At 52.1% G+C, this 23,095-nt stretch carries 17 protein-coding genes; 1 reads left to right on the top strand and 16 read right to left on the bottom strand.

The genetic code is table 11. The annotated features are described in order from the left end of the window. Nucleotides 1-29: 29 nt before the first annotated feature. The 6 genes from Poly41_RS31675 to Poly41_RS31650 all read right to left on the bottom strand — a co-directional run bounded on the left by Poly41_RS31675 (nucleotide 30) and on the right by Poly41_RS31650 (nucleotide 6,040). Nucleotides 30-1,148, bottom strand: a complete 1,119-nt coding sequence (locus Poly41_RS31675; RefSeq protein WP_146531381.1) for a glycosyltransferase family 4 protein — start codon at nucleotides 1,146-1,148, stop codon at nucleotides 30-32. 6 nt (nucleotides 1,149-1,154) lie between these two features. Next, the gene (locus Poly41_RS31670) at nucleotides 1,155-2,048 is read right to left on the bottom strand and encodes a glycosyltransferase family 2 protein (RefSeq protein WP_146531380.1); all 894 of its coding nucleotides are present in this window, start codon (nucleotides 2,046-2,048) and stop codon (nucleotides 1,155-1,157) included. Between the two features lie 131 nt (nucleotides 2,049-2,179). Continuing rightward, nucleotides 2,180-3,493 carry an O-antigen ligase family protein gene (locus Poly41_RS31665; RefSeq protein WP_146531379.1) on the bottom strand — a complete coding sequence of 438 codons (1,314 nt, stop codon included), beginning with the start codon at nucleotides 3,491-3,493 and terminating at the stop codon, nucleotides 2,180-2,182. Nucleotides 3,494-3,687: 194 nt separating this feature from the next. Then, complete coding sequence (locus tag Poly41_RS31660; RefSeq protein ID WP_146531378.1) at nucleotides 3,688-4,008, bottom strand: hypothetical protein; 321 nt, start codon at nucleotides 4,006-4,008, stop codon at nucleotides 3,688-3,690. Then, entirely contained in the window at nucleotides 3,974-4,369 is a 396-nt protein-coding gene (locus tag Poly41_RS31655) for a hypothetical protein (RefSeq protein ID WP_146531377.1), read from the bottom strand. Before Poly41_RS31655 ends, Poly41_RS31660 begins: the two co-directional genes overlap by 35 nt. 627 nt (nucleotides 4,370-4,996) lie before the next feature. Beyond that, the gene (locus Poly41_RS31650; protein WP_146531376.1) at nucleotides 4,997-6,040 is read right to left on the bottom strand and encodes a glycosyltransferase family 2 protein; all 1,044 of its coding nucleotides are present in this window, start codon (nucleotides 6,038-6,040) and stop codon (nucleotides 4,997-4,999) included. A 415-nt stretch (nucleotides 6,041-6,455) separates the two neighbouring features. Here Poly41_RS31650 and Poly41_RS31645 point away from each other — a divergent pair, with 415 nt between their 5' ends. Further along, complete coding sequence (locus Poly41_RS31645) at nucleotides 6,456-7,607, top strand: ISAs1 family transposase (protein WP_146531375.1); 1,152 nt, start codon at nucleotides 6,456-6,458, stop codon at nucleotides 7,605-7,607. Nucleotides 7,608-7,657: 50 nt separating this feature from the next. Here the strand turns inward: Poly41_RS31645 and Poly41_RS31640 are convergent, their stop codons facing one another. The 10 genes from Poly41_RS31640 to Poly41_RS31595 form a co-directional block, all read right to left on the bottom strand. Continuing rightward, nucleotides 7,658-8,539, bottom strand: a complete 882-nt coding sequence (locus tag Poly41_RS31640) for a class I SAM-dependent methyltransferase (RefSeq protein WP_146531374.1) — start codon at nucleotides 8,537-8,539, stop codon at nucleotides 7,658-7,660. Further along, the gene (locus Poly41_RS35875) at nucleotides 8,536-9,210 is read right to left on the bottom strand and encodes an acyltransferase (RefSeq protein WP_146531373.1); all 675 of its coding nucleotides are present in this window, start codon (nucleotides 9,208-9,210) and stop codon (nucleotides 8,536-8,538) included. Before Poly41_RS35875 ends, Poly41_RS31640 begins: the two co-directional genes overlap by 4 nt. Then, nucleotides 9,186-10,439: an ABC transporter ATP-binding protein gene (locus Poly41_RS31630; RefSeq protein WP_197231907.1), complete on the bottom strand. Its 1,254-nt coding sequence runs from the start codon at nucleotides 10,437-10,439 to the stop codon at nucleotides 9,186-9,188. The genes Poly41_RS35875 and Poly41_RS31630 overlap by 25 nt, the downstream gene beginning before the upstream one ends. Nucleotides 10,440-10,465: 26 nt before the next feature. Next, nucleotides 10,466-10,690: a four helix bundle protein gene (locus Poly41_RS35295; RefSeq protein ID WP_231616115.1), complete on the bottom strand. Its 225-nt coding sequence runs from the start codon at nucleotides 10,688-10,690 to the stop codon at nucleotides 10,466-10,468. Between the two features lie 235 nt (nucleotides 10,691-10,925). After that, the gene (locus Poly41_RS31620) at nucleotides 10,926-11,828 is read right to left on the bottom strand and encodes an ABC transporter permease (protein WP_146531371.1); all 903 of its coding nucleotides are present in this window, start codon (nucleotides 11,826-11,828) and stop codon (nucleotides 10,926-10,928) included. Nucleotides 11,829-12,359: 531 nt separating this feature from the next. After that, complete coding sequence (locus Poly41_RS31615) at nucleotides 12,360-13,814, bottom strand: glycosyltransferase (protein ID WP_197231906.1); 1,455 nt, start codon at nucleotides 13,812-13,814, stop codon at nucleotides 12,360-12,362. 1,405 nt (nucleotides 13,815-15,219) lie between these two features. Continuing rightward, on the bottom strand, nucleotides 15,220-16,158 hold the full coding sequence (locus Poly41_RS31610; RefSeq protein ID WP_146531370.1) for an XrtA system polysaccharide deacetylase: 939 nt from the start codon (nucleotides 16,156-16,158) through the stop codon (nucleotides 15,220-15,222). A 54-nt stretch (nucleotides 16,159-16,212) separates the two neighbouring features. After that, nucleotides 16,213-17,106 carry a sugar transferase gene (locus Poly41_RS31605; protein WP_146531369.1) on the bottom strand — a complete coding sequence of 298 codons (894 nt, stop codon included), beginning with the start codon at nucleotides 17,104-17,106 and terminating at the stop codon, nucleotides 16,213-16,215. Between the two features lie 109 nt (nucleotides 17,107-17,215). Beyond that, a complete protein-coding gene (locus Poly41_RS31600) occupies nucleotides 17,216-17,905 on the bottom strand; it encodes an exosortase-associated EpsI family protein (RefSeq protein ID WP_146531368.1) in 690 nt (229 codons plus the stop codon). A gap of 252 nt (nucleotides 17,906-18,157) precedes the next feature. Further along, the gene (locus tag Poly41_RS31595) at nucleotides 18,158-22,996 is read right to left on the bottom strand and encodes a tetratricopeptide repeat protein (protein WP_197231905.1); all 4,839 of its coding nucleotides are present in this window, start codon (nucleotides 22,994-22,996) and stop codon (nucleotides 18,158-18,160) included. Nucleotides 22,997-23,095 lie beyond the last annotated feature (99 nt).

Below are 23,095 nucleotides of genomic sequence, written 5' to 3'. Positions count from 1 at the left end.
TACTCAGAGACTGAAAACATCCCGGCAGATCATGTTACTTTAAGGCAACGCCTAAATACCTGAAGGTGCAATTCCGCACTTTTTTCCCAACAGAAGGTTCTTGCCCAGAGACGACTCACCGCACGTGCATCTCGTTTCCCTTCAAAGCAGATCTTGAGTTGCTGGCACCATCCAGTGAAGTCCTCCGGTTCGACCACGATTGATGAGGGACCAACCAGCTCTTTGAGACTTCCCACCGCCGAATGCAGCACAGGAACCCCAAACGCATTCGCCTGCAAGACGGGAAATCCAAACCCCTCGTAGAGCGTGGGGTAAAGAACTGCGGTCGCGTGTGAGTAAAGAGCAGCAACTATTTCTTCACTTAGAAACGGAAATACGACGATGCGTGGTCGGATGCTTTCGGGGATCTCCGCCAGGAAATTCTTGTGGTGAATGGCGTCAACGCCAAGCATGACCAACTTAGCCGACTCAGACGCTGACTCGCTGAACACTTTGATGGCCCAGTCGGGGCGCTTCCGCGGGATGTTCCCTCCTACGTACAGTACGTAGGCGCTTTCGGACAATTGTTGCGGCAAATTCAGTCGGAACGCCTTCGGTTTTTCGCAGATGTCTTGGTACGAGGGGTCCAAACCGTGATGAATAACAGTGCAGCGGTTTCGCAAGAATGAAAAACGGTCTTCAATGTCTCGTTTGGACGAGTTGCTGATCGTGATGATTTCTCTGCACTTTCGATACGCGAGAGGCAAAAGCCGATGACGTATAAAACGGTCTCTAACGCCGAGCGAGCGTGATTGCCAGCCGATGGTGTCATGAATTGTAACGATTGTTGGAACCGGCTGCCAAAGCGGTACGTAAGTCCCAGGGCAAAATAAAAGGTCAACCCGACGTGCTTTGGCTCGCCGAGGCAGCCCGACTTGTTCCCATGCGGAAAAGCGATCACCTCGGAATTCAAAAATCTCGTGTTCGGCGTGTTCGTTTTCAGAAAAAGCAATTGGATATTCAGGACGATCAGCGAACAGTGTCAAATGAACCGAATTCGTTTCCAACAACTGCTCCATCAAACTTCGCAGATACGTACCAATTCCACGTACGAAGGGTAGATTTAAGCTGCGTGCGTCGACACCTAGGTGAATTTTTCGCTCGGTCATATTTGCCTACCAGCCCCGTAATCCAGACCAAGCAAGCATCGCTTTGAGAAGAAATTTGTACCCTACGAAATCAAACGGCATTTGCAGAGCCGACTTCGCAAACAAGGAAATCGCTGTATTCCACTGCCCTCTTCTTGCGGCTTCGGAAGCGACGACCCGGTACGCATTAGAAAAAGCTCTACCACGAAGATTTTGGAGTTTCCAAGCCAGGCCACCCTCTGAGAATGCATCTTCAAGAACAGTTAAATGAGCAGGTAGTGTTTTCGAAATATCGCGGGTAATGCTCGTCGCGCAGACGTTGTACTCAACTAAAGGAACATTAACAAATCGCACCTGGTGCTTTGCGGCGATTCGAAGCCACAGTGGCCAATCAACAACTGCTCGCAAGTGCGAGGGATATCCACCCGCTTCGAGAAGTGTGTCTTTTCTAGCAACAACGCTCGAATTTGTAATGAAGTTCCCAAGCAAAAGTGGCTTCAAAATGTCTCCCTCGTAGCAAGGAGTCACTTCTGAAAGAACGGTCCTGTCGGATCCATCGACAACAATTGCGTCCGTATAAGAAAAGGCCGCGTCTCGACACAAATCCTTAAACTGCATTTCAAGCTTACTGGGCATCCATGCATCGTCAGCATCCAAAAATGCGATCCAATCACCCTTTGCTTCTTTTATGCCATGGTTGCGTGCTGCCGCGACACCGCCGTTAGGAATCCGAATCAGAGTGACTTTCGGTTTGTACGCATCAACGATCTGTGCCGTTTTGTCGGTCGAACCGTCATCGACCACAATGATTTCATCAGCTTGTCGAGATTGCGTGAGCACGCTATCTAGCGACCCTGCAATTGTCGTTTCCGCATTAAACGCGGGCATGATCACGGATAGGGTTGAATTTTCTTGAATCACGATTTTGTACAGGCGCAGAATACGGAGAGCGAAACAAACTAACGTCCAAAAACTTCGAGGTTTGCGAACCACACTGATCAAGCGTCACGCCGACATCCGAAGGACTGTTGTAAACCGTGTGAGGATTGTGGTCAGGATACCAAATTTTGCAGAACCGCAGATTCAGAGTTCTCAAGCGAATCAAATTGCTTCAACGCAACCTCCTCATTGGTGAGGCAAAAAGTGGCAATCCCTATCGCAGCAAGCAAGTAAGGAACCTCGACAAGGACGCCACTATTGAACAAGCTGGCAAACCAATACGCAGGAATCGCGGCGAGCAGTCCTAGGGTGCAGGTAGCGAGAATGGGATCGCTCACTTTCTCGTAACGATAGGCACGACGGCGAAACAATGCCCACAGTGGTGCAAAAAACAGGGCCAAATAACCGAGTAAGGAAGGAATCCCCGATCCGGTAGCCACCTCAAGCGGCAGGTTGTGTAGGGCTTTGCGGCCCACGGTATCCAACTCGTAATTATAATAGTCGGCCATCGCGTACTCCGCGGCCCAGGGCCCCAATCCGAGCAATGGGTAGTCGGCACAGATACGCATTCCAGCTGACCAAATGTAAAAACGGCTTTCTGCTGAAACGTCTCGCTCATCCTCAAACGTCGACGAAAATTCTTTTATAACAGATGGACCAGCCAACAGCATCCCCATAACAAAAAGCGTTCCTAAAATGCCATAGTTCAACCGAGTTTTTGGCATGAACATGACTAACACCACGACGGAAAGGATGGCCCCAAGCATCCCACCCCTCGATTCAACAATAAAGATCGCATGCATACACAAAACCGCGATTAATAAAGCGACCCCACGAGCTACTCGAGATTCCACTGTCAGTGCAGTGGCCATTCCCATCGTGAAAATGAGCAACAGCACAAGGGCATAACCATTAGCATTCATCAGCGCCCACCCGTTCTGGTTAATAAGAGAGTATCCCTTGCTAAAATAATCGCTATTTATCTCCCAGGCATTCCATCCAACAGCAACCAAGACGATCCACAGTACCACCCTCAATCTCGCTGGTGAATCCATGAGCCGCGAGACCACAACTGTCATCACAACAACCTTCCAGATAGCATCCATAAAAAAGGCTGTCTGATCTGGCTTAATCGAACCATATGAACTTAGCAGGCAGAGAGACCAGAAAATAACAACTCCAACTACCGCCATCAAGGCAGCTCCACGAAATCGATTGCCGGGCATTCCGGACAGCAAAAAACCCGCAAGTGTCGCAGCGACAATATATTTTTGAAAACCAAAGTCCGGGTCTGGAAGCGTGTACCGCCACAGCCACTGTGGGCAGAGTACGACGAACAACACATATCCGTACATTCCAACCTGTGGACGGAATATACCCCCAGCAACGGCGATAACGAACGCAGTATAGACAAATAGAGGTCCCAAAATGATTACCGTAGATTCTATGCCAACATCGAACGAGGAGATCGCCTCAGGTAGATAACACCGGTATTGACTGGAAGGCAACTTTTTTAAAACGCTGCCAAATTGCTCGCGTGTAAAAAAGTCTTATAAAAGTGTCAACATGACGGCGCCCTGCCAACTGCCAAACCAAACGGGTGTAACCGGCGTTCCGCCGGTCAACATGCGAGCTTTGGTGGAGTGTAGTACTGAATCAGGTTTCGATTTGGGTGAGCTTGATTGATTTCGTTTTGCATATGCCAGTCGATGAAGGTTCGCCAGTGGTCGCTTTGAAAGGCCGCCCTGACATTCAGCATTGAGCGAGCACCTTCGAGTGTCCAACGCATCCCGCTACGTTCCATTCGATCTTTAACAAGATGACGACATGTACCCTCGATGACACCCGAAGCGATCGGGTAGCCACGACGAAGATACTCGTCGTAGCGCATTCGATCCGAGTTCTTCTCAAGATAACCACCGATTCCTTGCCGCATCTTCATCCGGTTCATCGCGAAACAATGCCGCCGTAATGTCTTCGGCGGTGCGGATGTGTGGATCGACCGAATAGACGCTCGCGACAGTCGCCATGCGCCGATTACCTGGGTTGGTCTTGGCCGATTCAAAGGCGGCGACTTTCTGGCTGTCGTTCTTGACCAACGGAACTCCCTTGCAATCGCCCGTGGCGACCATCAGTTTTCCTTCGCTTCCCTCGACTGGCAGCGGAAGATCACCAAGAAATTCGCCGGCGTTGCGTCCCATGTTTCCGTTGATTCGCTCGGCTGTATCGACGCTGAAGTGGTTGCCGAGAATCTTGCCGAGGTTTTGCATCGCTTGGTCGTAAGCTTGATCAACGCCAAGCATCTGGGAGAACTCTTGCAGCAGAAACGACCAGCGGGCAGTGGGCAACGACAGACGGGCACTGATCGGACGCAGATCGATCGGTTTGTTCTTGCCCGTCGCGAGGTGATTTGTTCGAAGGAATGCTCGCCGAAAATGGATCGCAGTTTGGTGATCGATTTGGTTTGGCTACGTTTAATGATCTTGTCGTCGGTGGTCTCGATCTGCTCACCAAGATCGCCGTCACCTTGGAGAGAAAGCAGCAGTTCAAGAGCTTGGTAGCCCAATTGAAGCACGCTGAGCAAAACTTTTCTTTCCACGCTATCAAAGCTGTCTGCCGACGCCGCAGCCGATTGCACGGTGGTTTTGAGCTCTTCGACCATCGAGTTCATGTTGGCTTGGATCTGTTCGGGGTTGCATTGTTGAACGGAATCGGCGATTTTCATCATGGCGGCCTCCTTGCCTTTGTGAAACGGATAGTGAGATACCCGAATCATGGCAGGTTGGCCGCTTTTTGTTTACATCAATCCCAACTGCCGCTCGAACGAACCGGCGGAACGCCGGATACACCCAAACCAAACTTGCTTCAGGCAGTACGAAACGTTTGCGTTCAGGGTCTTCGGACAAAGCCTGGATCATCAATGCGTGTTCTCACTTTGCTTGGAGGTTCCCTCGCTGATCATCCATATCGATGAGCGGAGCAGAGCGTGCCAATGTATAGTCCTCTTTAATCATCCCGGCAACAATTGAAATTTGGCACCTTCCATAAAACCGCTGTCTCGCACTACCGGTCAAAGCAAATCCAACATACCGGATTATTTCTAAAACTATCTGGCGAAACAGGTAGCGTTTAACACCGAATATTCGTTTAGCAACCAATCCTTCTTTGTGCTGGATTCGAGACAACACTCTGCCTGTTCCTTCCAGACGATGGATAAAATACTTCTTGCTGATTTGGTCTTTCTTTAGCGGATGCCAAACGCAAGCGTCTGCTACGTAGCAAAAGACGTGTTCCTTTCGCTTAACTCTGTCAAAAAATTCAGCCTCTGCCCCAGGAACAAGTGACCCTGGCCTCAAACCAAAACTCGTGTCAAACTCACCAAGTTCTTGAAAAATTTGCGACCTGAACGCCATGTTAGGCCCAGCTGGTCCACCTCCACGCTGAATATCTACGAATGGAACCAATAAGTCCGTTGCTCCAAGATCACACCTGACGACTATAGAGGGTCGTGAATATGTTCCATCCAAATCAAGCCACGCCGGTAGCCTTGACTCAATTTTCCCCACAAGGATCCGCCCAGCAAAAATACAACAAGAAGGTCTTGCATCAAATGCCCGAAGGTAACCTGATATCCATCCTTCAGCAAAAACAATGTCGCTGTCGACGAATATTATATATTCTGAATTGGAATTCCTTAATCCTCTATTGCGGGCAAAGTTTACGCCAGCCTCCGATTCGCAAATCAATTTCCACTTCAATTTTGCATTTAAGAGTTCGGATCGGATGATTTCTATCGAATTATCGCTCGAAGCGTTATCAACAACAAGTAAGTCAACAGCCCAGTCGTATAGTTCGCTGTTCTCAAACGACTTCCGGAATGAACTTAAACAACTCCTAAGCCACTCACCGCCATTGTGATTGATCAAAACGATCGTAACGGATCTAACACCGTTAGTAGTATCACCATCAAACATGCTGAACGATTAAAATCAAGTACGAGAATCCAATTTCAACTAATCTGATTTACGCGGACGACGGAACGGTGCAGTGATGATGCAAACGCTGGAGAGGATAGGCAAGTGCCTATCCGATAATTCGATCCAGTTTGTCTGGTTGTGGATGACGATTTGAGTATTTGAGCAAGTGTCTGCGAACATTTTGATTGGCGACATAACTGGCTAGGTTTTAGCAAAGCAATTGATCTTGAGTCAAATTCGGTACAGTGTAGCTTTCCGAGTCGTATCCAAAGTAGCGCAAGCCCAGCGGACAGGGCCAACGCGCACTTTAGGTAGGCTGCGAAGCATAGTGAGACTTGCGCCCGGCGTGCTTTTCTGGGAGGATTAATGGCTTAACGATCGATGCCATTTACCATCTCTGAGGAACCTCTTCGTGGCCGAAATCCAGTTTGATAATGTTGATTCCATTCTTGAAGAATTCAAAGATCTAGAAGATCCTCGTTCTCCTATTAATCGAAGACATCCACTTGGCGATCTGATCGTCATTTCAATCGTGGCAGTCATTGCAGGTGCCGATGGCCCGACCGCAATCGGCACTTGGGCCGAGAACAATCGAGAGTGGCTGGAGAAACAGCTAACGTTACCCAATGGCATTCCCTCACACGATACCTTCGACCGGCTGCTAAGAGCATTAAAACCCACTGCCTTTCAATCTTGTTTTGAAACTTGGATTGTTCGTGTTCTTCCCACTGACGATAGCTCTGATCCAAAGCAGATCGCCATCGATGGAAAGGCGTTACGACGCAGTCACGACCGGAGTAAAGGACTCGGGCCGTTGTTTCTAGTGAGTGCATGGGCGGTAGACGCTGGAGTCAGCTTGGGGCAGCTGGCCACCGAGGAAAAAACAAATGAAATCACGGCGATTCCCGAGTTAATTGATCAAATCGAGATTGAAGGTTCTGTGGTAACGATCGATGCTGCTGGGTGCCAAACAGCGATTGCCGACCAAATCATTAAAGCAAAAGGCAACTATGTTCTAGCCCTCAAAGGCAATCAGGGAAATCTTCACCAAGCTGTCCAAGAGTACGTCATCGAACACATGGAAAACGACTTTGCCGACATCCCTGCTCGCAAGTATTTCGAACGACTCAAAGGACATGGTCGAGTAGACGAGATCACGTATTATCAAATGCCTGTTCCTCCCCATTTGGCAAACAAGGAAAAGTGGTCGCGACTGAAGACAATCGGGGTCGCGATCAGGATCAGCGAAAGTGCCGGGAAAACAACATCCGATGTGCGCTACTACATCTGCTCGGTTCCAATGGGAGTCAAAAAGTTTGCAGCTAATGTTCGAGGGCACTGGGCGATTGAGAACACATTACACTGGTGTTTAGATGTAACTTTTCGTGAAGATGAAAACCGTGTTCGTGATCGGACTTCGGCGAACAATTTGGCTTGGTTAAAAAGGTTTAGTTTGAGTCTATTAGAGCAGCAGAACGACAAGTACAGTATAGCAATGCGACGTCGCGTAGCCGGCTGGAATATCAACTACTTAGCGCAAGTCCTTGGAATACCAACGGTTTAGTGTGCGTTGGCCCTGGCCCAGCGGAGCTGTGGTGTTCAAATTCGAATGATTCACTTTTTTTGGAAAACCACTCTGATATGCTGAGTTTCGACGTCGGCTAACGACAAACCTCGCCCATAAAACGCCTCTGGATACGCAACAATTGTCTCCAAGAAAAGTGGTTTCTGTTCGACGCATTTTTCTACCACTACGATCACGCTGCCAAAATTTCGCCAGAGCGACTCAAATTGCTCAGGTGTCCATCTATTTGTGTATTGCAAGCTTTCACGCTCTTGACCAAGATCCTTTATGCCTCGCTCGTTCAACCTTTCAGCAATAAATCCTTCTCCAAACAGGAATTGAGGAAATGGAATGTGCAGCGTTCTATGTGCATGAAGCCCCCATGGCGAGCAGTACAATGGCCCGAAGTCGACAACAACGAATCCGCCTGGTGAGCATATGCGCAGCATTTCTTGAAAAGCGATGTCAGGCTTTGGCAGGTGCTCAAATGTGTTGTAACACGTCACCATGTCAAAAGTTTCATTTTCAACCGGCCAGACCGGTGTGCTAGCGTCGATCGACAGAAACTGAATTCCTTTGGCCCTCGAATCTCGCCAGTCAGTAGCATCAGCTAGGACTACCTGATGACCGTAGGCCTTCGTAACAACTCCCAACATCCCATCACCACAACCCAAATCGAATAGCCGTTTTCCAGCACGATCAAAACCATCGCACGAAAGCAGGCGATCGAAACGCTCACAAGCTCGCCTCCAGCACGAAACTTCATCGTATCCGTACTCAGGTAAGGGCTTGAGCTTATTCTGTAGGTGCTCAAAGTCTGATTCAGCGCGACGTGTATCAGGCGGAAGACTGCAACTCAGAATCCGCTCCACTCTATAGCGCAATCGTTTAAAGTAAAAACATTCTCTTACACGGTTTAGTTCATCAATCATTTGGTCGAACGGTTGCTTGAGGAGTTGCTCCGACGTTTGATAAGCTGGGCTGGCACACCGCCAACCACTTGATTAGACCCAACATTCCGTGTAACTACGGCTCCTGCAGCAATTACCGCGCCATCGCCAATTTCAACTCCATCTGTGATGGTAACATTCGCCGCAACCCAAACGTTGCACCCGATTGTAATACCAGACGTTGTTAATCCCTGCTTATAGATTGGAAGCTTGCTATCTTCGAATCGGTGATTCGCAGGAATGACAGTGCAATGAGCGGCAATACGGGTACCAGACCCAATCGTTAGACCACCATGCCCGTATAGTATTGTGTACGGATTCACAGAGACGTCATTTCCAATTGCGATCTCACCTCCGTATGTGGCAATTATTACGCCTCGATGTACAACTGTCCTGTCTCCTATGGTAATTGATCCGGATGGTTCAGTTTCCAGCCGACAAAAACTTTGAAGATGAGATGCCGCAAGAGTAACATTCGGTCCAATTACACACTCTTTACCTAGTTTCAATCCTGTGATACCAAAAATTGAAACGCCGGAATCAATCGTTGTGCCCACACGCAACTGAGACTTTCGGAATCGAGCCAACCGGAAGTGATCAACCAGACGCTGCAGCTGGCGAGTTGACCTCACCTGACCGCCTCCCAGAAACATGGTAAAACCACATAACCTTGACGCTCGTTTGGTAATTGCCCTGTGCCAAGAAGATCTTGAAAAACAGATTCAAAATGAATACAAGCCAAAGCTTCATCAATGGTTGTTCCACCATCACCAAGGATCACATCGATGCGATAACGCCCCGGAACTAAAGGCAAGTGAGGTATATTGCATTTTACAACCTGGCCCGACTGATTGGTCAATGAAATCCCGCCATGGTAACTTGTGTGGAAAACAACCACTCGTTGACCGTTTGAGTTGCTTATTACAATCCCGCAATGGAAACGCCCGACATTTGCATCACCAAGGACAATTTCCAATTCGACTTGAGATCCGCATGGGATTCGGTGCGTCGGAATTCCACTGCACAATAATCTAACTTGCTGAATTGCACGTCCTTGACGATGGACTGCAGCAATCCTTAGACCGGAATCCGGTTCATGATTGCTGCTCAAATGCATTGCGATGGCATCGTCTGCCGACTGCCATGGCGAATTGGCTCCAGCTTCCATCACCATTGCTAAAGCACAAAGGCTTTGTATCGCTCCAAGGTTGTGGCTGACGAATAGGACAGTACGACCGCTTCCTGCTACCTCACGCATCTTCCCAAGGCATCGTGATTGAAACTCTGCGTCGCCAACTGCAAGCACCTCATCAATGATCAGAATCTCGGGTTCTAAGTGTGCGGCGACGGCAAATGCTAGGCGGACCTGCATTCCTGAACTATATCGTTTCGTTGGCGTGTCCAAGAACCTCTCGACACCGCTAAAATCGACGATCTCATCGAACTTGCTATCGATCTCACGTTTGGTCATTCCCAAGATCGTGCCGTTCATGTAGATGTTGTCACGGCCGCTTAATTCAGGATGAAATCCGGTGCCGACTTCCAGCAAACTGCTGACCCGACCTCCGATCACCGCTCGGCCGCTGGTGGGTTCTGTAATCCGACTGAGGATTTTTAGGAGTGTGCTTTTGCCCGCCCCGTTGCGTCCTATGATTCCGACAACATCTCCTTCATTGACCTCAAATGAAACGTCTTTCAATGCCCACAACGTGTCTTCCTCTTCTTGATGCCGGTTGGTGTCCAACCGTTTAAGATTACGAAGATTCCTTAGTGGTGCACGTAGAATGCCCTTGGCGGCACCAACAAGTGTGTCGGGAACTTCTTCCCTCGTACCGATACGGTACGCTTTGGATAGATTTTCAACAGAGATGACAGCGGACATTATTTTTCGTGGGTAGTGGCTAGGAGCTAGGAGCTAGGAGCTAGTTTTTTACGGTGATGTCGGATTAGGGCGGCTAGCATTTCGCTGATTTGTTGGGCTTCGTCTGCCCATTGCGTTGCTGGCGTACGTTGCAAAAAATCCGCTTTGATGCCGATCAGGATTTGGGTTCGTAGCTCGCCGGCAGAGCCTTTGGCGATCGTTAAGGAGCGAGCGATCTCGGCATCGCTATCTCGCTCGTAACCTTCGGCAATGTTTGACGGAATCGATAGTCCGCTTCGTGTTAACTGTTCGTGAAAACCGAAGTCTCACAATTCCTTCGTTTCTTGATACAACGTCACCGAACTACCTCGCCGAACGCTTCCAAACATCCAAGTCTTCATAGCTCATTTATTCTAGTCACTAGCCGCTAGTTTCTAGTTTCTAGTTTCTAGTTTCTAGTTTCTAGTTTCTAGTTTCTAGTTTCTAGTTTCTAGTTTCTAGCCGCTCTCAAGCTACATCCGCAAAGGTTCTTTCTTTGCTTCGGAAGAAGGCTAGGCCGGTGATGAACAAGACGCTGGCACTGAGTATTCCTACAGCGATCAAATCCCAAGGCATCGGCTGGGTTCCTAATAGCGCACTGCGGAATCCCTCGATCACTCCGACCATTGGGTTGATCGCATAGAGCAGCCGATATTGTTCCGGGATCAAACTGGTGGCGTAGACCACAGGCGATCCGTACATCGCTAATTGAACCATAAATCCCATCGCATGCTTCACGTCACGATACTGTACTGCCAAAGCCGTTAACCACAGACTGATGGCACTAGCCGTCAACATCATTAACGCAACCAGCAGCGGCAATGCTAGGATTCCAAGACTCGGTGCGTGGCGATAGAAGATCATCAAGATCGCCAACATGCACATCGCGATTGTGAAGTCGACTAGCTTCGCTGCGACGGCCGATAATGGCATCAGGATCCGCGGAAAATAGATCTTCCGTAGCATGTTGGCTTCACTGACGAGCGCGTTTACACCGTCAGTGACCGCGTTGGAAAAGTAGGTCCAGGGCACCAGAGCCGCGAAACTGAATAACGCATACGGCACCCCGTCACTTTCAACTTTGGCCAACCGTCCAAACACGATGGTGAAGACCAACATGGAAAAGAGGGGTTGTATGATGGCCCAGCCGATCCCAATCGCGCTTTGCGCATAGCGTACTTTGATCTCACGCCAAATCAGAAAGCGGAATAGGTCGCGGTAGGCAACCAGTTCTTTCCAGTCGAGCAAGTGCCACCCACTTCGCCGTTCGATGATCGTGATATGCTCTGGCGCGAACGTGTCATTGACGGCGTTTTGTCGTGGAGTCGCATCGCGGGTGACGGACGGAGTTGTATCGAGAACGCTAGTCATGTTTCTTCTTAGATTCGTGTCGCATACGTAGCGGAAATCGCAGAGATTTTCGAGGGGTTATTGTGGGAAGTGTGCTGCTTGGGAAACGAAAGTCTCTGCGACTTCCGCTACGGGTGGTGCTAACAGAGTAATGTAGGCTGGGACGAGGCTTTGCGAGTCCCGGCATGTCTGTGCGGGTGAGCGATTGGCTGCGTGCGTGATGCCGGAACGAAACCGTTCATGAGTCTAATTATTTAGTCGTGGATCGCTCCGCCGATCCATCGTTTTCGCGATTGCGTAATCCAGTAGTAGGTTTGATCGCGACGTTGACAAAAAAGTAACTGATCAGCGGAGCGATCAGCAACTATCGCGATGCCGGAACGTGAACGTTCACGAGTTTGGCAATTTAGTCGTGGATCGCTCCGCCGGTCCATCGTTTTCGCGATTGCGTAATCCAGTAGTAGGTTTGATCGCGACGTTGACAAAAAGCAACTGATCGGCGGAGCGATCAGCGACTATCGTGATGCCGGAACTCCCGTTGGTCGGTCCAGCCTACTTGGATAATAACTTAACGAATTCACTTAATCGGGCGGGCCAGGAATACTCATTCACGACGAGGTCTCGGGCGGCTTGGGCCATTCTTGTTCGGACATCTTTGTTGTTCGCTAATTCTGTGATTGCCGTGTGCCACTGGTCAACGGTGTTGGCGATCACGAAGTGTTGGCTTGAGATGGCATCGATCCCTTCGGCGGACTGCGTCGTCAAGACGACGGGCAACTCCGATGCCATCGCCTCCAGCACCTTGTTTTGGATTCCTCTGGCCAACTTCAACGGGGAGATCGCGATGTCCGCACCGTGAAGATAAGGCCGGACGTCGGGGACTTCGCCTACCAGGTTGACTCCGGGCAGCGTGGCTAAGTCTTGGACTTTTGCATTGGGACGGCGACCGACGATGGTAAGGGTAAAGGGGAGATGGGGAGTGGTGGAATGAGGGAGTGAGGGAGTGAGCGGGACAGCTGAAGGCTGGGTAGCAGCTTGCTCTTGGGCGGCTGACGCCTGGGTAGCAGCTTGCTCTTGGGCGGCTGACGCCTGGGTAGCAGCTTGCTCTTGGGCGGCTGAAGCCTGAACTCCAACTTGCTCTGACGAAGTGGGGGATGCGTTTAGGGTGGGGAGCACTTGGCGGCAGAACCAATCGATGCCTTCAACGTTCGGAGCGTAATCGAGGACGCCAGTGAAAAGAAGTTTGAAAGGTGAAGAGTGAAGAGTGAAGGAAGAACAGGACTGTTCCGGTTTCACACTTTTTACCTCACTCTTCACACTTCTTTTTCGTTTCGGATCAGCCGCATTCGGATGACGCGGAACGAAAAAGTCGGTGTCGACTCCGTTGGATACGCCGATGATGGGGGTGTTTGTGTTGACACAGCGACGGAATAGGTCGGCTTCTCTGTCACTGACTAACACGACTGCGTCGGCACGATCAGCGATCCGCTGCTCTAATTGGCGGACTCGGTTCGCTTCGAAGCGGTAGATGGGACGTTTGATCCATGTGGATTCTTGGCCCATCTGTGACCACTTGGCACTGTCGACGTCTACCAAGTCGACAATCATCCGAGTGTCTTTGAATAATGGGTTGTCGACATACGGGAACATGCTGCTGCAGAATACCAGTACAGCGTCAAACGGGTTTGATCGCTGCTCGGATTCAATGGATTTTTGTAGGCCTGAATGATGGAACATACCGGCGGTTAGGCTGCAACCGCGCCCCGCCGAGGTCGCCGCAGCCAGCAAACGCCCGCCACGGCTGAGTGGAGCGACGATGACGGATTCACAAAATGTGTCGACATGTGAACGATCCGCTGTTGAAACGGGTTCGTCCGCCGTACAGGCAAGCGTGATGCGATAATGGTCGCTAAGCACCCGCAGCAAGTTGTAGGATCGGATTCGGTCACCCCGGTTGGGCGGATAAACGAATCGATGCGTTAGCATCAACAGGCGAGGAAAGTGCAAAGCGAGGTGCTCGTTGTGGGCTTATGGAAATTCAGCGGGGCTGGTGCGATACGCGATTTCGGTGGCCATGGGGAGACTTAAAAAAATGGGAATTGCAAAATGCAAAATGACAATTAAATCCCGGGTAACTTGCCCAATTACCTATTCTGGGAACGTTGGAGTCGTAGCCTTTAGGCGATTTGCAGACTGGATTTGCGAGCAACAGCGGCTAAAGCCTGAACTCCAGCAAAGGCGGATGAATAATCCAGGTTAGGCGCTGACCTCTTCCAAAGTAGAGGTAATGGTACCGTAGCTACTCAATGAACAACGATCCAATAAGTGCACGACCCTGAAGTGGGACGCTGTTCTACATTGGTTGTCGCAAAGTACGTTAGCCTTTCTAGGCTGACTGTCAGGCAAGAAAGCCTGACGTACTCTTATACTCAAAACGCGGGCATAAGTGATGTGGGGGAACTCTCTGCGAGTTCCGCTGCCCTGAACTCAAATTTGCATGAACGAATCGGGGCTTGGCTTCCGTCGGCGCAGACTTCGTCCACTTGGGTGGCACCCTGGATCGTTACAACAGGCCGAAACTCTTGACGAGTTCCGCTACCCTTAAATTCAAAAGTCACAGACTAATTGGTGTTCTACTGTACGGAAGGTTTCCGCACTTTTTTCGTTTTCTTTGGTGCTCAATCCACCGCTAAAGGGGGGATTGTACGGCTGATGCCGTTTGTTGTTTATTCTCGCCCGGATGATTCGTCAGTTGGGTGCGTGAATCGGGGCGTTGTTTCAATTGAAATCGTTTGGCGGGCTGCCGCCTCTGTGCCGCGGTTCATCGGGCCGGGGCGCTGCGACGCCCTTCGGGGTCGAATCGATCGGTTTGGATGCGATCCGGCGGTGTTCGCTTGCGCTCGACCGCCGGCTACCTGCTGTGACGCCGTCGGCGTCAGCGGCTCATGGTTGTGTGGTTGCGGTTGTTCATTGCCGGAACTGCCGTTGGTTGTTCCAGCCTACGGGAATGCTTTCGGCGTCAGCGACTCGTGGTTGTTGTTCGGTGCCGGAACTGCCGTTGGTTGTTCCAGCCTACGGGAATGCTTTCGGCGTCAGGGACTCGTGGTTGGTTGTTCGGTTGCGGTTGCTTGGTGCCGGAACTCCCGGTGGTCGTTTTTGCGTACTGCGATGCTTTTGGAGTTAGGGACTCGTGGTCGGACGGCGGCACTTCGTGGGCGATTTACCGTTTACCGGCGGCTAGCGCCTTGCCGCTCATAAAATGACGCTGTTCAGCTAGTGGATTGTTTCTGTGGTCGTTCCAGCCTACGGGAATGCTTTCGGCGTCAGCGACTCGTGGTTGGTTGTGTGCTTGTTCGGTGCCGGAACTCCCGGTGGTCGTTCCAGCCTACGGTGACGCCTTCGACGTTGGGGACTAGAGAATGCTTTCATGTGGTTTTTCCGGTGCTGGGGCTGCCGGTGGTCGTTCCGGCCTATTTACTTCGTGGCTCGTTACCGATTCGATGACTGCGGCCATGGGGCCGAAACGGTGGGTGCTGCAAAGCCGACGGAGACGATTTTCGGTGCGCTTCAAGCCGACGTAGTGCCGAAATCGGCTTCTCTTGTTGATCTGTTTGATTCGTGGCTGGTCCGCATCGATTTCCCATGGATGGGTGTAAAACATCGCTGGCCGGCCTTCGCGGCGGACTGCGTTGATTGCTTGCGAGGTCAATCGGAGCGGAAACAGCCGAAAGTAGCCTCCGCCGACGGGAACGTGTACTCGCCCGGTCGACCATGCGGATGGAGGGAATTCACGGATGGGTCCATGTTCGGTTTGGATTTCATGGATCTCTTTTTGGGCCGTTGCCATTCCGTAGCGGTCGTGGCCGCTGATGGGAAAGATGCTGGAATCGGTCTCGAAGCCGTGTTCGGCCAGGATATCCAACGCCCACAGTGATTTTTCGGTGATCGAAAAACTGGGGGCTCGGTAGGCTGTGACAACGACGCCGCAGGCGTCCGCGATCGCCTCTTTGCTGTCGGCAATGTCTTTAGCGAACGCTTCGGGTGTCAGGTCGTAAACGAGTTGGTGCCAATAGCCATGCGAGGCGATTTCGTGACCGGCATCGGCAATCCGTCGGATCAGCGCCGGATACCGCTCGGCCACCCAGCCGAGGACAAAGAAGGTGCCCCGCACTTGTTCGGCATCGAACAGCGAAAGCAACCGATCGGTGCTGGTTTCCACTCGACATTCATAGCGGTCCCAATCATGACGACAAACACGATCAGCGAACGCCGAGACGTGAAAGTAGTCTTCCACATCGACCGTGAGCGCATTGGGGATCTGCGAGATCGGACAGCAGTCGTCGGCGCTCATGTCAGCGAGTGATTTCTTTCGGATTGAAGGTGTTGACGTAGGCTGGAACGACCGTTAACGCGGATGATGCGGGGGCGCAAACGAATCGGTATTCAATTCAGCGGGCGAGTCTTCATTGAGCACACCGACTGCGACCGGTACCTGTTTTGCGGCGCGCGAGGGACGGGGGACATTCGGGAGCTTTTTGCGGTTTGCGTGCGGGGTCGGGTGAGCTTGAGCGAGGCCTTGTTGAACCAGCAGGTCTCGGCGGCATAACCGCATCCACCGCATCACCGTCTCACCCTTGACCCCCACAATGCGCAGCGCGGTGGCGATCAAAATCCGTAATTCCAGCCAAACGTTGGTTTCGCCGATATAGCAAAGATCCAAGACTTGTTTGCGACGCACATCCTCGATTTTTTCGTCGGGCGGCAAATTGATTTGCGACAAACCGGTGATTCCCGGCTTGACGTGGGTCCGATCGTAGTAGCCATCGATTTCCTCGGCCAACGTCTCACAAATGGAGGGTCGTTCGGGCCGTGGGCCCACAAACGACATTTCACCGCGAGCGACGTTAAACAACTGAGGAATCTCGTCGAGGTGAAGTTTTCGCAGGGTGCGGCCAACGGGCGTTGTTCGAGGATCCCCCTTTTTCGCCCAAATCGCTTTCCCCGATTTTTCGGCATCGACGTTCATCGAGCGAAGTTTGAAAATGTCAAATGTTTCGCCATTCAACCCCACCCGTTCTTGCTTGTAAAAACCGGGACCGGGCGAAGTCAATTTCACGATCATCCACAGCAACAGCGTCAGTGGAGAAAACGCCACCAACAAGACCCAACCGGCAACGCGGTCAAAAAGGTACTTAAGATGGAAGAACCGTCTTCGGATCCTTGGCGATTCGGATTCGACGTTGATGGATGCCTTGCAGCACTCAACCGTTGTCGATTTCGTTCTATTGGAGCAACTCATGAAGGTGTCTCGTCGATGTCAATTCAAAATCCATTTGTTCCGAAACCCCAATGGTTCCGAAAGACAAGTATAACTGTTCAGATAAAAAGGGCTAGTCATATTGAGCGGTTTATGTATGGCCCAGCAGTGGGTCGAGCTGGGGCAAGAGTTGTTTCAAGAAATCCTCACACTGGTCGTCAGTCACCGGATTGATCGGGCTGGCCACTTGGATCTTGTACAGGTTTTCGGTCATCCAATAACGAGGATTATCGGTTGCGACCCAAGGACCACCGTCGCTCCATGCGTACCAGACGCTGAGGGTCGGCTCGGTCGAAGACTCGTCAGCAAATTGAACGGACCACAAGCTCTGATCGCCGTTGGCTGTTTTCAGCGTTTCCTTGGTTCGTTCTCCAAGTTGTTCGGTCCCAATGGAGCTGTAGCAAATCTCAGGCGTATGAACGGCAATTGGACCCCGTGGCCCGAACAGCACTGCCACGGTGACGGTTGCTTGAGTGATTTCGTTTTGGTAGACACGAACCGCCGACCCGTAGCACCGCAGTAATCTGGCGGCGCTTTCGTCCAATTCACTTTCGGTTAGCAGGATCCAATTGCCACAACGCTGGGGCAATTGTTCGAGTCGTTTTCCTTGTTGAATCAAATCAGTCGCGACCGACCATCGCCCATCGAGCAACCCATGCATGATTGCGGAAGCCAGGACGGCAACGATCACGATCACCAGTGGCAACCGTCGATTGCGTGGCGACCCAGTATTGGATGCGGGTTCCCCAGCCTGTTTCGATTGTGATTCAGTTTGGTTCAACGATTTATCTCGAAAGGTTTGTTCGTGGTCGCGAGAAACGGGGCGGACAGTTTGGTGATTATTGTAGTTGTAGGCTGGGACAAGCCGCGTTAGCGGTGATGTCCCGGCATAAATGAGTTGGAGTCGGCTTGGCTCTTTAAGCCGGAACGGCGCCGACGCTTCGTTGGGTTTCCGGTTGTTGGTTGTTTTGGGAAGTAAGAAAATGGTTTCGTGATCGGTTGTTTGGGGCGTCGGTTTGTTCCAGCCTACGGGCTACGTGCCAAATGATTTCTTCATCTCTGCGAGGGTTTCTCGTTCCTCGGCGGTCAGTCCGCTGGGGTTTAGTTTCTCTAAGTCGATTTGATTCCACTGCTGAATGGCTGTGTCTTGATTCCCTTGTGCCAATAGCACCATCACCAAATGGAATCGATAGCGAGGTTCCTCGGAATCTTGCATCGCATTGCGAAACGCACGCTCGGCTTCTTTGAGCTGACCGGCTTTCATCAGCACGACACCTTTGGTATCGAGCAATTCGGGCACCTCGCCGGCAAGGTTGATCGCTCGCTGGATCGGTTCGATCCCTTCGGCTGCGCGGCCGGGGACTTGCGAAAGAACCATGGCCAGATTATTGAGCGTTCGAACTCGCAATGGATCGAGCAGTTCGGTTTTTTGGTAAAGCTCAATCGCGGCGGGAAAGTCTTGTTGTTGCATCCGCAGCGTCGCAACGCTCTCCAGTAGCGCCGCACTACGGTCAAATCTTTGGACTGCTTGATCCACCAATTCCAGGTGCTGTGGATTCATTTCCGAAGGGGTTTTCGTGGCCAGCAATTCCGCTAACAGGATCGCGGACGTTTCATCTTCGTGCTTGGTGTGGTGGTCACAGCAAACGGCCAACGCCTCTTCCACCCGTCCGGCTTTTCCCAGAGTGACAACATACGTTGCCAAAGCGTCCGGATTTAATTCATAAGCTTTCTTAAGCCACTGCAGTGCTTCGTCGTTGAACCCCAATTGGATCAGTGAACTGGCTGCGACCAGTGGCGCTTGGTTAGCCGTGGCCGTGCCATCGGCGACCGCATCCTCGACCCACTGCTCGACCAACTCGGGTGCAGTGTCTCGTTCGCCCAAACGATCGGCGTACCGAACCCCGATTTCCATCGTCGCCAGCGATCCAGGCTGCAGATCACGCAGGCTCTGAAGCAATTGCTTGATTTTAGGCAAGTCCTTCTCAACCCCTAGAACCAGCAGAAAATCAGCGTAGCGGTAGACGTCGACCAACTGGGGAGGGCTCTTTTGCAGCAGCGAATCGAAGAGTGCCCGTACTTCGCTGTCGAGCCGAGTCAATTCGCGAGTTCGCTGCGGGGTCGCGGCCTGAGCCGATTGTTGATTTGACGTTTTGCTGTCTTCGATCTGTCGACGGAGTGCCGCGGCAAGGACGCGAGTTGCATCTTCGCTAAGCGAATTTTTTTCTTGAACCAATTCCCGCAGGATCTCGATCGCTTCGTCTTGTTCTGTCTTTTCGCCATGGGCACTGAGCAGAATCGCATAGTAAAAACGATTGGATAGCGTGGTTCGATCCGCTCCCTGAAGCAGCTCTCGTAATTCCGACCAATCGGTGTTCTTGCCATCGCGAGCGGCCAATGCTTGAGCCAACTGATTTCGCAGCTGCGGGTTGTCGGGATCTCGCTTCTGAGCCAGCCGAAGCGCCGCAACTTCATCGTCGCTACGTTTCAATTGTTTGTACAACGCCGCCAGAACCAATTGAGTTTGTCGGGAGGGCTGAATCTCGTCGGCGCGTTTCGCCAACGGCAATGCCGCCTCGAAATCGCCGATCGCAACATAGGCTTGACTCATCAACCGCAGCGAATCGAATTCGGCCAAGTCGCTGCTGCGAATCTTCTCAATTTCACCGCGGATGACTTGCTCGTCCTTGGTTACCAAGGCGACCGCGAGCTTCGCCGATGCAATCGACGCAGCATCGGCACCCTCGATCCCCATTGCTTTTTCGATCGCCGTTTTCGCTTCGTCGAGCAGTTCGCGGCGTGATTCGGGCAGCGCGGACTGAGCCGCCGCGACCACCGCGGCGCGAGCCAACACAAGCTGGCTGACGTAATCACTGGGACGTTCCTTGACAGCTTGCCGAGCCACTTCGACACTGCGGTCGAATTCACCTTGACGTTGCGCCAATCGAATTCGGGCGGTGCCGTATTGGTCCAACGGTTTTCCCGTCGCCGACGCGGCTATCTCGATTTCGTTTTCGACTTCGTTTTCTCGTCCAAGTAGAACCAATTGTTCCCACAACCGCAGTCGAGTCTGCATGCGGCGGTCCCCCGCCTCAATCCCGCGGCGAAGCTGATCCACGGCCTGCTGCGGTTTGCCTTCGATCGCCAACAACCAACCATCCAGGGCGATGGCTTCACCCCATTTAGGCCTCAAGGCCAACAGTTCCGCTAACAAGGTTCTGGCTTGGCGAAGCCGTGGATCGCTTCGTTCTATCTTGCTTCGGCTACGACGCATTTCATCAATCAACGCGGTGATGGCCAGTGAACGCCAACTTGTCCCTGATTCACCTTCCTTGGCACGCAGCTCGACCTGCCACTGCCGAGACAATTCGTTGTTTGTGAGTGATTGTCCGTCTTGCTGTAGAGAGGGCGAATCGGCGGTCAAACCCAACGCCAGCTGTGCAAGCGAAACAAGCGTGCTAACGGAACGCTGAGCATCAGGGATCTTCAGCAGCATCTGATAGGCCAGCTCGGCATCATTTCCTTGTAACGCCAGCGAGGATGCAAACGTCAGACATTCCGCCCTCTCCGTTTGGCGTGCAGTTTCGAGCGATTCGGCGTGCTGCAGCAACCGCCGCGCTGCCTCAGCCGGCTGACCGGCGCCGGCTTGTGCTCGAGCCTGAACTCTGGCGAACGCTAGACTGTCTTTTCCAACGGACGATTCGAGTCGCAGAAGCGCCGCGTCGGATGCATCTTTCCGGCCACAGCCCGCCAAACGCTCCGCGGCAAAGGCTTGGATTGCAGGATCATCGGGGTATTGCTCGGCCAATTCGACCGTGGCGTTCGCCATCGGATCGGAACGCAAATGATCTTGAGTCTCGACGCCAGGGGGCGGGAGCAAAATCTCGACCATTTTCAACTGATGCAACGCCGCAACCTCCGCTCGTTGCTGGGGATTCACTGGGGACCACGAGGTTGCCTGTGCACTTTCCTCATTCTCGACGCCGTCATCGTACTGTTTTCGGGCACGACGAATCAAAGCGCGAATCCCGCTGAGATCCCTTTGTGAAGCTGGCAACTGCAATTGTTGGTTCAGTTGCGCGGTGATCGCGGCAACTTGAAGTGGAAGCGAATCGGAATTGCCCGCCACCCGCCAATGCGATAATGCCTGGGCTTTGTTACCTGCTCGCGTCCACGCTTCGGCTGCTTGGGCTCTTAACGGGATGTTCTCAGGGGCCCACTGAGTTGCACTTTCCAAAACGATCGCCGCTTGATCCCAATAACCCTGGTTTTGGTAAAGTGCTGCCAATTGCTGCGCGACCAACAAACGTTCCTGAACTTGCACCTCGGCAGGGGCCGTCAATGCATCGCCGAAATTCACGATGGCATCAGCCGTTTTGTTTTCCAGAAGGTCCAACGAGCCTTCGAGGACCAGTTTTCGCCAACGAGCCGTTTCGAGTTCGCGACCCAGCGTCAAGCGCGCTTGGCGAGTCAGTTGGTACTCGGACGCATTTAGCAACGATTTCGAGACTGATTCAATCGCTCCGCTGAATTGTTTCAATGCAGCGCGTGCTTCGCGAATCGTTTGGGGGGGGGCTGGAATCGCATTGGCATTTGCATCGAAAGGCGAGTCGGCCGACTGATTCGCGGCACCTGCCCGCATCGCATCGTAGCCGCGTTGCTGGGCGATCATGCCCAACAGCGAAAGGCTGCTTGAATTCACCTCTTTGACGCCTCGCAACCACGTTTCCAAGGCTGCTTCGCGATTACCGTCCCTCAGAGCCAATTGCCCGGACAGCAAGAAAACGTTTTCACGAAGCAAACGAGGAGACGAAGGCACCTCCGATGCGGTCAATTGGTCATAGTAATCGCGAGCCAATTCGGGGTCGGACGCCGTGGCCAATCGAGCGGCTTCGGACAACAGCACAAAATCCCAATATTCAATCTCTTGCTGCTGATCCGTCTGGTCTATCGAGACGCTGCCTCTCGCTAATCGTGCCGCTGCCTCATCCGCCGTTTGGTAAAGGATCGATTTTGCTTTTTCGGGTTCACCACAGCCCGCGAGGAAGCGATATCGGACCCATTGAGATCGACTGTCGGTGTTGTCGGCAAGCCGAGCCACGAACGGCTCTATTCGCCGCTCAACCGATCGCCGACGTTCTTGTTGCGATTGGCCTTTGAGTTCAAAAGCATCCAGCGACATCTCGGTCGCTTCGACCAAACTCGCGATCAACTCGACATCCGCAGGGTTTTGGTTTGCCGCGATGATCAGGGCTTCGCCTGGTTTTTGGTAGGCGAGCCAATTCCAATAGTCCTCGCCGGAATCGAATTTCCCGGGCGATCGCAAGTTTTCATCTGCACTGGTCCATTGACCGATTCGAGCGGTGGCCATCCACTTGTTGGCATCCGCGTCATTGGCATCGGCACCAAGCTGGATCACTTGGCGTTCCGCTTCGGCTAGCCAAGCGTTGCCCAGGGAGAGCAATCGCTTGATCAAACGCCGACGTAGGTCGTTTTGCTTTTCCGCATCGTCACGCTTCAGCAACGCGATGGATGAACTCAGCAGCTTCCGGGCTTGCTCGGTTGTCTGATAGCGCTGGTCGATCGGAGCTGCATCGGCGGCATGATCCGCCGCCAAAGCCATCTCAAAGATTGCTTGTTCATCATCGGGCCGAACCAGCGAATAACGCTGAAGCCATTTTGCTTGAAGCGCATAATCGTTGTCTGCGGCGGCTACTGCCGCTCGGGCTCGATAGGTTTCTGCGGTTTGACTAGAATGATAGAGATACGACGCCACCGAACCCGCGACCGTGATCACGATGATCACCGCGCTGATGAACAGCAAACGTCGATTCCAACACCAATGGAACCGTCGCTGTTGAATCTTTTCCACGTATTTTATAGCTTCAGAAGTAGGCAAAACGGTCGATGTCGTATCGGACGATGGAAGATCGAGTTGCCGTTGCGAAGTCGGAGCGGAAGCCCTGTCCAT

Origin of the sequence: Novipirellula artificiosorum (assembly GCF_007860135.1) — a bacterium.
Taxonomy (GTDB): Bacteria; Planctomycetota; Planctomycetia; order Pirellulales; family Pirellulaceae; genus Novipirellula_A; species Novipirellula_A artificiosorum.
This window is presented reverse-complemented; position numbering and strand designations above follow the sequence as displayed.